We start from the raw sequence: 14,401 nt of genomic DNA, 5'->3' as shown, positions 1-14,401 counted from the left end.
GGTGAGGACGTACGCTTCCACCGGAAACCTTGTGAGCGTAGCGTGACTGTGACGTCGCGGTATGCGAAGGGAAGCGGCTCGGCGGTGTGCGGATACGGTCATCGCCTCAACCCTTTCACCCGATTGCCCCGATTTGGGGGATCGCCTCGCCGTGTGCCGTCACTCCGGCGTGCGGGCGGCGCCAACTGCCAGCGGTCGCCATGGCGTTCGACGAAACCCAGGGCGAGCAGTTCGTAGAGCCGGCCCACGGCCTCCTCGCAGCTCGTCCCGGAATCCCTGGCCACCTCATGTCCTTCGTTGCCGCCCTGTGCCGACAACGCTTCCAGCACCCGTGCCGTCACGGGATCGAGCAGGTCCCGCTCGACGAGGGGCCCTTCCCGGACGGGCGCGAGGTCTCCGATGCCGCCGATCAGCTCGACCACTTCGTCGGCGTCGGTGACCACGACGGCCTCGCCGCGCAGCAGTTCATGGACCCCCGCGGAAAGCCCGCTGGTGACCGGGCCGGGCACTCCCATGGTGGACCGGCCGAGCTGTTGTGCCCGGCGCGCGGTGGCCAGCGATCCGCTGCGGTACTCGGCCTCGATGACGACCGTGCCGCGGGTGAGGGCGGCGATGACCCGGTTGCGCAGCACGAAGCGGCTGCGGGTGGGATGCGCCCCGGGCGGCAACTCGGCCAGTACCAGCCCCTGTTCCGCGATGCGCTCGATCAACTCGGCGTGCCCCCGCGGATAAGGGGTGTCCACCCCGGAGGCGAGCACCGCGACGGTGGCCCCGCCCGCGGCGAGCGCCCCGCGGTGTGCCGCGCCGTCCACCCCCTGGGCCGCGCCGGAGACCACCACCCAGCCACGCTCGGTGAGCCCGGAGCCCATCGTCGCCGCGACATGCGCGCCGTAGTCGCTGCAGGCGCGCGCTCCCACCACCGCGACCGAGCGCAGCGCCCACATGCGCAGCGACGCGGGGCCCCGCACCCATAACCCGACCGGGCGAGCGTCCCCGAGGTCGTCGAGCTGACCGGGCCACTCCATGTCCCCGGGGCAGATGAACCGCCCGCCGCGGGCGGCGATCAGGCCGAGGTCGGCCGCGGGGTCGAGCCCACCGGCCCGCAGCGCGCATCCGGCCAGCCGCTGCGCGCTCGCCCCGGACGGCGGCGGGGCCTGCCCGGTGAGCGCCCGGCGCAGCCCGACCGGCCCCAGGCGGCGCAGCCAGCGCCCCACCGCCTCGTCGCCAGGCTCCACGAGCCGGGTGAGGGCCGCCCGGGCGAGCCGCTCCTCGTCCCCCACGCCCGGCCCGGGGTCCCCGGCGGATGGCATCGCGGGTGCCGCGGGCGGACCGCCCACCGGACAGGCGGCCATCAGCACTCCCCCGCGCCGACCGGCACCCCGCGGGCCACTCCGGTGCGCAGCTGGAGTGCCTGGGCGATGTCCGGCGCCAGCGGCCGGTCGTGCCCGGCGAGGTCGGCGACGGTCCAGGCGACCCGCAGCACCCGGTCAAGGCCGCGGGCGGTGAGCAGCCCGCGCTCCATGTCGCGCTCGGCCTCGCGGAGCGCCCCGGGGCAGGGCTGCCAGCGGGTGCGCAGCTCATGGCCCGGCACCTCGCTGTTCAGCCGCCAGGGGGTGTCCGCGAGGCGCGCGGCGGCCCGCTCTCTCGCCTCGCGCACGCGGGCCGCGACCGAGGCGGTGCCCTCCGCCGCGCCGACCGCCCCGGTCAGCTCGGCCCGGCTGACCGCCTCGACGCGGACGCGCAGGTCGACCCGGTCCAGCAGCGGGCCGGAGAGCCGCGACTGATAGCGGCGGACCGTCGAGGGCGAGCATTCGCAGCCGTCCCCCATCAGCCCGTGGCGCCCGCACGGACAGGGGTTGGCGGCCAGCATGAGGAGGAAGCGCGCGGGCATGCGCATCATGCCCGCGGAGCGGGCGACCACCACATGGCCCGATTCCAGCGGCTGCCGCAGGGCGTCCAGGGCCCGGCCGCTGAACTCGGGTGCCTCGTCCAGGAAGAGCAGCCCCCGGTGGGCGAGGGAGACCGCGCCCGGGCGCGGCAGCCCGTTGCCGCCGCCGACCAGGGCGGCCATGGTCGCCGAGTGGTGCGGTGCGCAGTACGGCGGTGTCTCCACCAGGGGCTGGCCCGGTGGCAGCGCCCCGGCCACCGAGTGCACGGCGGTGACCTCCAGCGCCTCCTGCTGGGTGAGCGGCGGCAGCAGCCCGGGCAGCCGCTCGGCGAGCATCGTCTTCCCGGCGCCCGGCGGCCCCACCAGGAACAGATGGTGGCCCCCGGCAGCGGCGGCCTCCAGCGCGGTGCGGGCGGCCCGCTGCCCGGCGACCTCGGCCAGATCGGGCCGCCCCACCCCGGACCCGGGAAGCGCGGCCACTCCGGTGCCCATGCCCGCGCCGGGCATGGCGAGCCCCGCCAGCATCGGATCGGGCCGCCCGGCCTCCAGCGGCTCGTCCTCCTCGGGCACCGGTTCGTCGGTGAGGACCGCGACCAGCTGACGCAGGCTCCGCACCCCGAGCACCGAGATGCCCGGGACCAGGGATGCCTCGGCCGCGGTCTGCTCCGGGACGACGACCTGCCGGTATCCGGCCTCGGCGGCCGCGAGCACGGCGGGCAGGACCCCGCGCACGGGCCGGACCCGGCCGTCCAGACCCAGCTCCCCGATCATCATCAGATCGGCGATCTCCCGCGGGTCGATGCGCTCGGCGGCGCCGAGCACCGCGCAGGCCACGGCCAGGTCGAAGCCGCTGCCGCCCTTGGGGACGGAGGCCGGGCTGAGCCCGACCGTGAGCTTCTTCTGCGGCCAGGCGTCTCCGGAGTTGACCACGGCCGCGCGGACCCGGTCCCGGCTTTCCACCAGGGATTTGTCGGGCAGGCCGACCAGGGTGAAGGCAGCCACGCCGGGCTCCAGATCGGCCTGGACCTCGACCACCACGCCGTCGACCCCGACCAGCGCGACCGAGCAGGTGCGGGCGAATCCCATTCAGACCACCCCCCGCAGATGCTCGACCACGGGCGCACCGCGCCGCGGCAGCACCACGCCCACCAGGTCGATCCGCACGCCTCCCGGCGGCGGGCCGCCGTGCCGCTCCAGCCAGCGCTCGGCGAGCCGCCGCAGCCGGTCGGTCTTGCGGGGCCCGACCGCCGCCGCCGGAGGTTCGTAACCCTCTGCGCGACGCGTCTTGACCTCGCAGACGACCAGCGCCCCGGCATCCAGCGCGACGATGTCGATCTCGCCGTCCCGGCACCGCCAATTGCGCTCCAGGACGGTCATCCCCACCTCGGCCAGCCGGCGTGCCGCCAGATCCTCGCCGTAGCGGCCCAGTGCTCCCCGGGCGTTCATTCGGCACCACCTCCGGCACCGACTGTGACCCGCCCGCCCCGAATTCAGGGATCTTGGTGGATTTCTGTGGACGACCCGGCTTTGGTGGACAACTCGGCCACCCGGAAGAGTGAGCCAGCCCCCGGCGGATCAGCCGCTGGGAAGGTCGAGGTCGCTCTTGTTCAGCTCCTCGATATTCACGTCCTTGAACGTGAGTACGCGTACCTGCTTGACGAACCGCGCTGGTCGGTACATGTCCCAGACCCAGGCGTCCGCCATCGACACCTCGAAGAAGACCTCACCCTGGACCGAGTGCACCTGCATCTCGTAGTCGTTGGTGAGATAGAAGCGGCGCTCGGTCTCGATCACGTATTTGAACAGACCGACGACGTCGCGGTACTCCCGGTAGAGCTTCAGCTCCATCTCGGTCTCGTACTTCTCGAGGTCCTCGGCGCTCATGGCATGTTCCCCTTCAGCCGTGCGTCCCCCCATTGTGCGTCAGACGCGCTCAGTCTCCAGGATCACCGGTGTACTGGGCGGTCCCTCGTCGAGCAGCGTACGCAACAGTTCCACGAGCCGGGTCGGGTACACCGGCTCGGTCGCCCCGGCCAGCTCCTCCAGCGTCCACCAGCGCAGCCCGGTCACGCTGCGCCGCTCCAGCTCCGTCAGCCCCTCCGGACGCGTCGTGGTCTGCTCCGTACGGGCCAGGTAGTACCACTCGTCCTGGTCCCAGCGCCGGCCGTAGAACGGGAAGGAGCAGACGCGCCGCCAGAGCAGCGGGCCGAGCCGGACATCGGTGATCCCGGTCTCCTCCGCCACCTCGCGCAGGGCGGCCTGCTCGCGGCTCTCGTCGCCCTCCAGCCCGCCGCCCGGGGTGAACCACCAGGTCCGCGAGGGGTCGTCCGGTTCGAAGCCGTGCAGCAGAAGGATCCGGTCCCGCGGGTCGAGCAGCACCACCCGGGCGACCTTCCGCAGCCGCGTCCCGTCTCCGCCGGTCTCCTGGGCCTCGTCAGCCACTGGCCGCCACCTTCTCCCGCGTCTCGTTCCGCCGGGCGGCGCCGCCTCCCATCCGGCGCGCGACCGGCCCGTGGGCCGCACCTCCCAGGATGAGCACGGCGCCGGTCAGGACCGAGACCAATACGAGCCGGAGCGGACCGGGCTGCGAGACCCCGCCCGGCAGCTCCTCGAACACCTCCGGGCGCCCCATCATGCCGAAGGACCCCAGCGGCCAGGCGGTGGCGTCCACCCGGGCCGTCACGGCGTCCGTGGGGACCGCTCCATGACTGCTGTCGGTGAGGTGCACCCGGGAGTCGAGGGAGTCGCTGCGGTGGTCGCCCATGAGGAACAGGCGCCCCTTGGGCACGGTGGTGGTGAACCGGGTCATCGAGGCCGGTTCCTTGGCCTGAAGATACGGTTCTTCGAGCACCTTGCCGTCGACGGTGATGCGGTTCTGCTTGTCGCAGCACACGACCTTGTCGCCGCCGACCCCGATGACCCGCTTCACCATCGGCAGGGCGCCCCAGATCTCGTCCTGGAAGACGACCACATCGCCGCGGTGCACCTCACCGCCGTCGATGCGCTCCGCGAGCACCCGGTCGCCCTTGCCGATGGTCGGCGACATCGAGTCCGTCGGGACGCTGTACGGCTTGTAGAGCACCGCGCCCCAGGCGAAGCCGCCCAGGAACAGCACACAGCCGACGGCCACCGCCAGCCCGGACAGCACGGCGCCCAGCCTGCCGCCCCCCGCCCCTCGGGCATCGCTCATTCCAGTGCTCCCACCGTGTCCAGCAGACATAGAAGGTCATGTTCCGCATGCCCTGAGGCACGGGATCGCACCTTACCCGCGGTACGGGGCGTCAGTCAGCCGTCCCCGCCACCTTCGCCGCCTGCCTGCGACGACGCCACAGCACGAGCGGCACCGCGCCCGCGAGCCCGAGCGCCGAGGGGGCCATGGCTGCCGCCGCGCTCAGCCCCGGCTGGTCGAAGGTGTCCGGGACCGACAGGGCGGACCAGCGGTTGACCGGCCAGGCGACCACGATCGCGCGCCCGACGACGTCGTCGACCGAGACGGTGCCGTTGTGCAGGTTCTGGTGGTAGCGGGAGTCCAGCGAGTCCTGGCGGTGGTCGCCCATCACCCAGATCCGGTCCTTGGGCACCTTGACCGGGCCGAACGGCTTCTCGTCACAGGGCGTGTTCCCGGGGAAGATGTACGGCTCGTCCAGCGCCTTGCCGTTGACCATCACCTTGCCGCCGCGCTTGCACGAGACGGTGTCCCCGCCGACCGCGATGACCCGCTTGATCAGGTCCTTCTCGTCGGCGGACGGCATCAGGCCGACCTTGCTGAGCGCCTCCTGGATGCCCTCGGCGACCGGGCCCGAGTCCTGCGTCTGGGTTTCCCCGAGCCAGCCGCCCGGGTCATGGAAGACGACCACCTCGCCGCGCTCCGGCTTCGAGCCGAACCACGGAGTGAGCTTGTCCACCAGCACCCGGTCGCCCCGCTGCAGCGTGTTCTGCATCGAGTCGGACGGGATCGAGAACGCCTGCACCAGGAAGGTCTTGATCAGCAGCGCCAGCACCAGCGCGATGAAGATCAGGATCGGCAGCTCCTTCCAGAAGGAGCGCACCTTCCGCCCCTTCGCGGGCCGCCGCCCGGCCCCCGGCTCCTTGCCGTCCTCCGCGGAGCCGGTCTCCCGCTCCGCGCCGGGCCCGGCCCCGGGCCCCGGCCGGGACGGACCGGACGGGCCGGAGGACTGCGCGTCAGCCGGTTCCGCCGTGGGAGCCCCTCCCGGTGCCGAGGACGCCCCGGGCGCTTCAGACGCCTGGTCCGTGGTCCCCTCCCCCGTCGTCCCGGGCCGCCTCTCGGGCTCTTCGTGACCGGATCGCGCTCCGACCGCCAAGTCCCCCACATTCACTCCTCACGCCGCTGCCGCCTGCTCCACGAACGGCGCAGGCCCACCACTCCCATAACGAGCGGGAGTTCCGCAGGGGTCGGGAGCTGGATCATTCCTTGCCGATCCATGGGGGACACCCTATGCGGCGCACCGCTCGCCTGTGACGCCCCACTCGGCGCGTCCCGCACGGACGCATACGTTCCGGGCTCGTCCAGCTGTTGCATGTGGCCGAACGGCCAGGCGATCACCACGGCGCGGCCCACCACGCTCTCGTCCGCGACGGTGCCCTGGTACGCCTCCCCGAGATGGACCCGGGAGTCCGCCGAGTTGGCCCGGTGGTCGCCCATCATGAACATCCGCCCCTGCGGGACGGTCACCTTGAACTTGCGCTGCGACGGCGCGTTCCCCGGGTACAGATACGACTCGTTCAGCGGCGTCCCGTTGACCGTGACCTTGCCGCTCGAGTCGCAGCAGGCCACCGTGTCGCCGCCGACCGCGACCACGCGCTTGATCAGGTCCTGCTCGTCCGACGAGGGCAGCAGGCCGATGAAGGTCAGGAACTCCTTGCCCTGCTTGATGACCGGCGGATCGTCCTTGGGGGGCTTCCGCTCGTCCTCCAGCCAGCCACCGGGGTCCTTGAACACCACCACGTCCCCGCGCGTCGGCTTGGAGCCGAACCACGGGGTGAACTTGTCGACCAGCACCCGGTCGCCGATCTTGATCGTCTGCTCCATCGAGCCGGACGGGATCACGAACGCCTGCACCAGGAAGGTCTTGAGGACCAGCGCGATCACCAGCGCCACACCGATCAGGATCGGTATCTCCCGCACGGCGGAACGGCGCCTTCTGCGCTTGATCCGCTGCTGCACCCGGCGCCGCTCCGCGCGCGTGGCGAGCCGCCGCTGCCCCGGCTCGCGCGGCGGCGCGGTCGCGGCGGGGGCGGTGTCGGGGCCCGCCCGGCGAGCGCCGGAGCGAGGGCGGCCGCGGTTACCCATGCGCACCGCCCGGGACCGCGCCCCCCGCCCCGCCGGGTCCGGGAACGTGAGCGAAGACCTCCGGGCCCCGGATGCGGGACCACCGGCCGAACGGCCAGCCGATCCAGTCGGCCCGCCCGATCACCTGGTCCACCGGGACGGTGCCGCCGCCCGGCTCGCCGAGGTGGTCGCGGGAGTCCCGGGAGGCGCTGCGGTGATCGCCCATCACCCACAGCCGCCCTTCGGGTACGACGGTGTCGAACGGCACCCGCGAGGGGCTGTCCCCGGGGTACAGGTAGTCCTCGTTCACGGGCCGCCCGTTCACCTCGATCCTCCCCCGCTTGTCGCAGCAGACGACCCGGTCACCGCCGACGCCCACCACCCGCTTGATGTAGTCGGTCTCGGCGGGCTCGGCGAGGCCGACCGCCGCGGCCGCCTTGCGCAGCACACCGGTCACCGGGTTCCCGGACGACTCCTCCTGGAAGAAGGAGCCCGTGCCGTCGAAGACGACAACGTCGCCGCGGCGCGGATCGTCCCCGAAACCGTAGGCGAGCTTGTTCACCAGCACCCGGTCCCCCGGGCGCAGGGTGTTCTCCATGGAGCCGCTGGGAATCTGGAACGGCTGCACCACGAACCCGCTCACCAGCAGGACCAGCACCATGGAGGCGGCCGCGAGGAGCGCGGCGCGCCGCCACGGCCGGTTGCCGGGCGGCCACACCCGCGGGCGCCGGGCGGGAGGCTGCTCCGCGGGGGGCTCCTCCGGGATATGCGAAGAGCGCGATCGCTCCTCGTGCTCCGGGTCGGAGCAGGAGGAGCGATCGCGCTCCGCGAGCCGTCCTTCGATGTCCATCGGGCCAGAGCCTATCCGGCCCGGCTGGGGCATCCGACGGGAGCTCAGCAGTCGAGCAAAACTCAGTTGGTGCGCTTCTCCTTGATCTTCGCGGCCTTGCCGCGGAGGTCACGCAGGTAGTACAGCTTCGCACGGCGCACGTCACCGCGGGTGACGACCTCGATCTTCTCGACGATCGGGGTGTGCACCGGGAAGGTGCGCTCGACGCCGACGCTGAAGCTCACCTTGCGGACGGTGAAGGTCTCCCGCACGCCGGAGCCCTGGCGGCGGATGACGACGCCCTTGAACTGCTGCACACGCGAGCGGTTGCCCTCGATGACGCGGACGTGGACGTTGACCGTGTCGCCGGGGCGGAAGGCCGGGATGTCGCTGCGCAGCGACGCGGAGTCGACGTTGTCGAGCAGGTGAGTCATGATCGTCTGCTTTCCTCGCTGATGCCACAGGTCATCAGCGGCATATCGGAATGTTGATGGGAGTGCCGCCCTCATCGGGTGGGCGTCGGTCCCCCTGTGGCAGGGGCGCACACCCGGACGTACGGCAGCGGCCTATTCTTCCACGGCCTGGTCCGGCCGCCCAAATCGGGCCCGTCCCCCGGTTCCGCCCGCTCCGGGCAGCTCCTCCCAGCCCAGCTCGGCCAGGAGCGCCCGGTCGTGCTTGTCGAGCGTCGCCGGGTCGCAGCGTTCGATCAGATCGGGGCGGTGGGCACTGGTACGGCGGAACGCCTCGTCCCTGCGCCACCGGGCGATCTTGCCGTGATGGCCGCTGACCAGCACCTCCGGGATGTCCCGGCCGCGCCACTCGGGGGGCTTGGTGTAGACGGGGCCCTCCAGCAGATCGGCCATCGCACCCGGGGCGAAGGAGTCGTCCTGGTGCGACTCGGCGTTGCCCAGCACCCCGGGCAGCAGCCGGGCGACGGCCTCCGTGATCACCAGGACCGCGGCCTCCCCGCCCGCCAGGACGTAGTCGCCGATGGAGACCTCGTGGATCTCCAGCCGCTCCCCGTACTCCTCGATCACCCGCCGGTCGATGCCCTCGTAGCGCGCCGGCGCGAAGACCAGCCAGGGGCGTTTCGACAGCTCCACCGCAAGGGTCTGGGTGAACGGGCGACCGCTCGGGGTGGGCACCACCAGCGTCGGCTTGGGCAGCCCCTCGCCCTCGCCCGACGCGATGACCTCGTCCAGCGCCTCGCCCCAGGGCTCCGGCTTCATGACCATGCCCGGGCCGCCGCCGTACGGGGTGTCGTCCACCGTGTTGTGCCGGTCGTGCGCCCAGGAGCGCAGGTCGTGCACGCGGACGTCCAGCACGCCGCGGGTGCGTGCCTTGCCGACCAGCGAGACGTTCAGCGGCTCCAGGTACTCCGGGAAGATCGTGACGACGTCGAGCCTCATGACGACGCGTCCTCGGCGTCGCTCGCGGAGGCGTCGTCACGGCTGCTCGCGATCTCCGCCTCGGCCTCGTCCAGCAGTCCCGGCGGCGGGTCGATGACCGCGCGCTGCTCTTCGAGGTCGATCTCCGGCACCACCGCGGAGACGAACGGGATCATCACCTCGCTGCCGTCGGGCCGCTTCACGATCAGCAGGTCCTGGTACGGGAGATGGGAGATCTCGGAGATCCGGCCGACCTCCGTGCCGTCCACGGTGACCACGTCGAGGTCGATCAGCTGGTGGTCGTAGTACTCCTCGGGGTCCTCGGGGACCTCGTCGGGGTCGACCTCCGCGATGAGCAGGACGTTGCGCAGCGCCTCCGCGCCCGTACGGTCCCGCACCCCCTCGAAGCGCAGCAGCAGCCGACCGCTGTGCACCCGGCCGGTCTCGATGGTCAGCGGTCCGGCCGAGGCGGGCTCGGTGGCCAGTACGGCGCCCGGGCCGAGCCGCAGCTCGGGCTCGTCCGTGCGCACCTCGACGGTGACCTCGCCCTTGATGCCATGGGCACGGCCGATCCGCGCGACAACCAACTGCACGATGCATGTCCCTTTCACGCACACGGGCCGGGGACGGCCCAAAGCCCTCCCCGGCCCGTGCCGGTGCTCCTCTTGATCGCCTTTCAGCTGACCTGATCCACGTCGACGAGGTCGACGCGGATACCACGGCCGCCGATGGCGCCCACGACGGTGCGCAGCGCGCGGGCGGTGCGGCCGTTGCGGCCGATCACCTTGCCCAGGTCATCGGGGTGCACCCGGACCTCGAGCACGCGCCCGCGACGCAGGTTGCGCGAGGCGACCTGCACGTCGTCGGGGTTGTCGACGATGCCCTTCACCAGGTGCTCGAGGGCTTCCTCGAGCATCCTCAGGCCTCGGTCGAGGCGGTGGACTCAGCGGCCTCGGCCGCCTCGTCCGACTTCTTCTCGGACTTCTTCGCCTTCGGGGTGATGGCCTCACCCTTCGGCTCGTCACCAGCGTCCTTGGCGGCTGCCTCGAACAGGGCGCGCTTGTCGGCCTTCGGCTCGGCGACCTTCATCGGCGCCGGGGCGGGCAGGCCCTTGAACTGCTGCCAGTCACCGGTGACCTTCAGGATGGCGAGCACCGGCTCGGTCGGCTGGGCGCCGACCTTCAGCCAGTGCTGCACACGCTCCGAGTCGACCTCGATGCGCGACGGGTTCTGCACCGGGTGGTACAGGCCGATCTCCTCGATGGCCCGGCCGTCACGGCGGGTACGGGAGTCGGCGACGACGATGCGGTAGTGAGGCGAACGGATCTTGCCCAGACGCTTCAGCTTGATCTTGACTGCCACGGAAGTGGTGTCTCCTGGTCTTGACGTGGTTGAGCACTGCGAAGTGCCGCGTGGGGTTGCGGTACCCGAGTGCCCGATGGACGCGTCAGCCGGAGGAGAGAGGGGTCCTGGTCGGCTGTCGAGTACAGCGGACCATTCTGCCACACCGTGGCCGGTCAGCCGACCGCGGCCACCGCGTCCGGGATCCGGAACGGCTTCCCGCAGCCGCCGCACATGATCGGCGCCTGGGCCAGCACGGACGGAACGACGCGGACGTTGCGCCCGCAGTCGCACACCGCCTTGACCCGGACACCGCCCCCGGACGAACCGTGCCGCGCGGCGGGGCCGCGGAAGGCACGGGAGGTCTCGGCCCCGGTGGCGACGGTGTGCGCCTTGAGGGCGCGGTGCAGCCGGTCGATCGTGGTCCGATAGCGCTTTCTCGCCTCGGGGCTGAGGGTGACCAGCGAGAAGCCGCTGCTGGGATGCGGCTCCTCGGAGTGGTCAAGCCCCAGCTCCTCGGCAATCGCCAGGAACCGGCGGTTGTGGTAGCGGCCGGCGCGCGAGGTGTCACGGACACCGCGGGCGGCGGCGATGCCATGGACTGCCTCGTGCAGCAGCCGTTCGAAGGAGAGCTCGGCGCCACATGCGGACGACGACTCTCCGATCAGCGATTCGGGCGCGGCGAGATCTGGCAGCTCGGGGTGGTGCCGTTGAATATCGGCCCACGCCTGTGCCAGCTCTGCGGCGAGTACAGGTGGTGTCGTGCTCACGTCGTGCTAACGAGCAGGAGCCGCCCGGTGTTCCGATTCCGGGGCATCTCAAATAATTTGCACGTACCAGTCAGTTCAGCGCTGATGCGTCGCGACGAGGGCGGGTGCGCACATGCATGGATGAGCCGCCCACCGCACACCAAGGCGGTACGTACCGCCTCGTACGGCCCGGCCCGTAGACACCGGCTCGCGGGTTCCGCGCCGATCAGTAGGCGCGCGCCACGTAGGCGACGTTACCCGGCGCGTCATCGGCGTCCGGCACCGCCCCGTCCTCGGTGACCAGACACCGTACGGACACCGCCCGCTCGGCGAGCGCGGCCTCACCCTCCGGGCCCAGGTCGGCCCACCGGATGCGCGCCCAGCCGCCCGCGGCCGCCGCCTCCGCGGCCTCCTCCACGGTCCGCACCTCCACCGTGCGCGCCGTGCGCCGCTCCCGGGCCTGGCGCAGCAGCAGCGCCTGGTCCTCCTCCAGCGCCTTCGGCACCGCCTCGGCCAGCAGATCGGTGGGCACCGGCTCCTTGCCGCCGGGAATCCGCCGGGCGAGCGTGGCGGTGCCCGCCTCCAGATCCCGCGGACCGATCTCGACGCGCACCGGTACGCCCCGCAGCTCCCAGTCGACGGCGCGGCGGCCGAAGGGGAGGTCCGCGCGGTCGTCGATCCGCACCCGTACGCCCGCCGCCGCCAGCCGGTCGCCCGTCTCGCGGACCGCGGCGAGCACCGCGTCGTCGCCCTTGACCGCGAGGACGACGGCCTGGACCGGCGCCAGCCGGGGCGGCAGCCGCAGCCCGTCGTCGTCGCCGTGCATCATCACCAGCGCGCCGATCATGCGGGTCGTGCTGCCCCAGGACGTCTGCCAGACCAGCTCCTGTTCGCCGGTCCTGGACAGATAGCGGGTATTAAAGGCGCGGGCGAAGTTCTGGCCCAGCTCATGGCTGGTGCCCAGCTGCAGCGCCTTGCCGTCGCCCATCATCCCTTCGAGAGTGAGGGTGTTGACGGCACCGGCGAAGCGCTCGCGGGCGGTCTTGCGCCCCAGGACGACGTCCATGGCGAGCACGTTCTCCATGAAGTCGGCGTAGACGTCGCGGTGGATGCGGGCGGCGAACTCCCGGGCGTCCTCGTAGGTAGCGTGGGCGGTGTGGCCCTCCTGCCAGAGGAATTCCGTCGTCCGCAGGAACAGCCGGGGCCGCAGCTCCCAACGCACCACATTGGCCCACTGGTTGATCAGCAGCGGCAGATCGCGGTAGCTCTGCACCCACTTCGAGAAGTACTCGTTGACGATCGTCTCGGAGGTGGGCCGGACCACCACCGGCTCCTGCAGCTGCTTGCCGCCGCCGTGGGTGACGACCGCGAGTTCGGGCGCGAAGCCCTCGACGTGCTCGGCCTCCCGCGTCAGATACGACTGCGGGATGAAAAGGGGGAAGTAGGCGTTCTGGACGCCCACCGCCTTGATCCGGGCGTCCAGATCGCGCTGCATGCCCTCCCACAGCCCGTATCCGTACGGTCGGATGACCATGGTGCCGCGCACCGGACCGTTCTCGGCCAGCTCGGCCTTATTGATCACATCTTGGTACCAGCGCGGAAAATCCACCGCACGAGGGGTGAGAACGGGTGCTTTGGCCATGCGGCCGATCGTAGGCGGCGGCGATCTCCGAGGCGCGCGAATAATGCCCGGGGGCGGTCGCGGCGCCCCGGGGCGGGGCCGGGAGCGGGGCGGACGCGAAGGCGTGCGGGGGCGCACGGAGGGGGCACGCAAGCACGGCCGTGAAAGCTCTGGACGCGGGGACGGATGCGGAGTTCTCTGGCATACGGGGGTGGGACGCACCAAGCGCGCAACGCCGGGGGATCTGACGACGGCACTGCTCTTCGCTGATTGGGGCCCTTTCGATGACATCTACGCTCGTACGGCGGCGCCACCCGCACCCCTCCTCGCAGCGCACGGCGGACCACCACGCCCGCGCCCGCGACTGGGCGGAGATCCAGGAGCGGATGCTGGTGCCGCTGTACGAGGCCGTGTACGAACGGCTGGACGTCGGCGACGGCACGCGACTGCTGGGCCTGGGCTGCGGCTCGGGACTCGCCCTCCTCATGGCGGCCGGGCGCGGCGCCGCCGTCTGCGGGGTCGACACGGACGAGCCGCGCCTCGCGCTGGCGCGGGAGCGGCTGGCCGCCCCGGTGCGGCTGGGGTTCGGCGGTCCGGAGTCGGCGTGCGCGCGGGATGCGGCGGCGGGCTCCCGCTTCACCGTGGTGACCGCCTTCGAGCCACTGCCCGCCGCCCCGATGGCGGGCTCCCCGGTGGCGGGCGGCCCCGGCGGGCTCGACGCGGCGGTGTCCTCGCTCACGGCGGCCGCGGCGCTCGCCGAGCGCGGCGGCGCGGTGGTGCTGGCCGGGTGGGGTCCGCCGGAGCGGTGCGCCACCTCGTCGGTGCTACGGGTGGGCGCCCGGCTCGCCGACCCGATGTGCGCCCCCGGGCGCTGGCGGCCGTGCGGCCGGGACGACCTGGAGACGCTGGCCGAGCGGGCCGGGCTGCGGCCGGACGGATCGGGGCGGGTGGCCTGCCCGTTCGGGTACGCCGACCTGGACAGCGCGGTGCGCGGGCTGCTGTCGACGGGGCTGTTCGACGCCGCGGAGCGGGCGACCGATCCGACACAGGTGCGCAAGGAGATAGCGGAGGCGCTGCATCCGTATCAGCGGGCGGACGGGACGGTGTGGATGCCGAACGTACTGCGCTATCTGATCGCGCGCGCCTGAACATACGGGTGCGGGGGGCCCCGCCGTCCGTTGTAGGGGCCGCGCACCCGGTCGTTGTTCGGGCGGTTTCGCCCCTTCACTTCTTTTACTCCTCGGGGGGGTTTAAGTCCTTGCCGCCCTTGCTGGCCCCGGGTGGGTCGAAAACGC

16 protein-coding genes and 1 pseudogene are annotated in these 14,401 nt (G+C 72.2%); 1 reads left to right on the top strand and 16 read right to left on the bottom strand.

Going from position 1 to position 14,401, the window contains the following annotated elements; translation table 11 throughout:
• Positions 1–98 precede the first annotated feature (98 nt).
• From dprA to proS, 16 genes and pseudogenes are all read right to left on the bottom strand, one after another.
• Positions 99–1,352, bottom strand: a complete 1,254-nt coding sequence (gene dprA / locus ACZ59A_RS13740; RefSeq protein WP_470957580.1) for a DNA-processing protein DprA — start codon at positions 1,350–1,352, stop codon at positions 99–101.
• Entirely contained in the window at positions 1,352–2,974 is a 1,623-nt protein-coding gene (locus tag ACZ59A_RS13735) for a YifB family Mg chelatase-like AAA ATPase (protein ID WP_470957579.1), read from the bottom strand. Before ACZ59A_RS13735 ends, dprA begins: the two co-directional genes overlap by 1 nt.
• Positions 2,975–3,334, bottom strand: coding sequence for a YraN family protein (locus tag ACZ59A_RS13730; protein WP_468042328.1), 360 nt, complete (start codon positions 3,332–3,334; stop codon positions 2,975–2,977).
• 129 nt (positions 3,335–3,463) lie between these two features.
• The gene (locus tag ACZ59A_RS13725) at positions 3,464–3,772 is read right to left on the bottom strand and encodes a DUF2469 domain-containing protein (protein WP_004944840.1); all 309 of its coding nucleotides are present in this window, start codon (positions 3,770–3,772) and stop codon (positions 3,464–3,466) included.
• A gap of 39 nt (positions 3,773–3,811) precedes the next feature.
• Positions 3,812–4,330 carry an NUDIX hydrolase gene (locus ACZ59A_RS13720; protein ID WP_470957576.1) on the bottom strand — a complete coding sequence of 173 codons (519 nt, stop codon included), beginning with the start codon at positions 4,328–4,330 and terminating at the stop codon, positions 3,812–3,814.
• The gene (gene lepB, locus ACZ59A_RS13715) at positions 4,323–5,078 is read right to left on the bottom strand and encodes a signal peptidase I (RefSeq protein WP_470957574.1); all 756 of its coding nucleotides are present in this window, start codon (positions 5,076–5,078) and stop codon (positions 4,323–4,325) included. Before lepB (ACZ59A_RS13715) ends, ACZ59A_RS13720 begins: the two co-directional genes overlap by 8 nt.
• Before the next feature lie 91 nt (positions 5,079–5,169).
• The gene (gene lepB / locus ACZ59A_RS13710) at positions 5,170–6,210 is read right to left on the bottom strand and encodes a signal peptidase I (RefSeq protein WP_470957929.1); all 1,041 of its coding nucleotides are present in this window, start codon (positions 6,208–6,210) and stop codon (positions 5,170–5,172) included.
• Positions 6,125–7,199: pseudogene (lepB, locus tag ACZ59A_RS13705) on the bottom strand (signal peptidase I). Before lepB (ACZ59A_RS13705) ends, lepB (ACZ59A_RS13710) begins: the two are co-directional and overlap by 86 nt.
• Positions 7,192–8,028, bottom strand: coding sequence for a signal peptidase I (gene lepB, locus ACZ59A_RS13700; RefSeq protein ID WP_470957572.1), 837 nt, complete (start codon positions 8,026–8,028; stop codon positions 7,192–7,194). Before lepB (ACZ59A_RS13700) ends, lepB (ACZ59A_RS13705) begins: the two are co-directional and overlap by 8 nt.
• Before the next feature lie 62 nt (positions 8,029–8,090).
• Complete coding sequence (rplS, locus tag ACZ59A_RS13695) at positions 8,091–8,441, bottom strand: 50S ribosomal protein L19 (RefSeq protein ID WP_468042320.1); 351 nt, start codon at positions 8,439–8,441, stop codon at positions 8,091–8,093.
• A gap of 132 nt (positions 8,442–8,573) precedes the next feature.
• Complete coding sequence (trmD, locus tag ACZ59A_RS13690) at positions 8,574–9,416, bottom strand: tRNA (guanosine(37)-N1)-methyltransferase TrmD (protein WP_470957570.1); 843 nt, start codon at positions 9,414–9,416, stop codon at positions 8,574–8,576.
• Positions 9,413–9,988, bottom strand: coding sequence for a ribosome maturation factor RimM (gene rimM / locus ACZ59A_RS13685; RefSeq protein ID WP_470957568.1), 576 nt, complete (start codon positions 9,986–9,988; stop codon positions 9,413–9,415). Before rimM ends, trmD begins: the two co-directional genes overlap by 4 nt.
• A gap of 83 nt (positions 9,989–10,071) precedes the next feature.
• Positions 10,072–10,311 carry an RNA-binding protein gene (locus tag ACZ59A_RS13680; protein ID WP_003958958.1) on the bottom strand — a complete coding sequence of 80 codons (240 nt, stop codon included), beginning with the start codon at positions 10,309–10,311 and terminating at the stop codon, positions 10,072–10,074.
• A 2-nt stretch (positions 10,312–10,313) separates the two neighbouring features.
• A complete protein-coding gene (gene rpsP / locus ACZ59A_RS13675; protein ID WP_385439403.1) occupies positions 10,314–10,757 on the bottom strand; it encodes a 30S ribosomal protein S16 in 444 nt (147 codons plus the stop codon).
• A 155-nt stretch (positions 10,758–10,912) separates the two neighbouring features.
• Complete coding sequence (locus tag ACZ59A_RS13670; protein WP_468042313.1) at positions 10,913–11,506, bottom strand: hypothetical protein; 594 nt, start codon at positions 11,504–11,506, stop codon at positions 10,913–10,915.
• Between the two features lie 205 nt (positions 11,507–11,711).
• Positions 11,712–13,127, bottom strand: coding sequence for a proline--tRNA ligase (proS, locus tag ACZ59A_RS13665; protein ID WP_470957565.1), 1,416 nt, complete (start codon positions 13,125–13,127; stop codon positions 11,712–11,714).
• Between the two features lie 263 nt (positions 13,128–13,390).
• Here proS and ACZ59A_RS13660 point away from each other — a divergent pair, with 263 nt between their 5' ends.
• Positions 13,391–14,254: an SAM-dependent methyltransferase gene (locus ACZ59A_RS13660; protein WP_470957562.1), complete on the top strand. Its 864-nt coding sequence runs from the start codon at positions 13,391–13,393 to the stop codon at positions 14,252–14,254.
• The last annotated feature ends 147 nt before the right edge of the window (positions 14,255–14,401 follow it).

The sequence above is a fragment of the Streptomyces sp. NPDC040405 genome (genome assembly GCF_055595765.1).
This window is presented reverse-complemented; position numbering and strand designations above follow the sequence as displayed.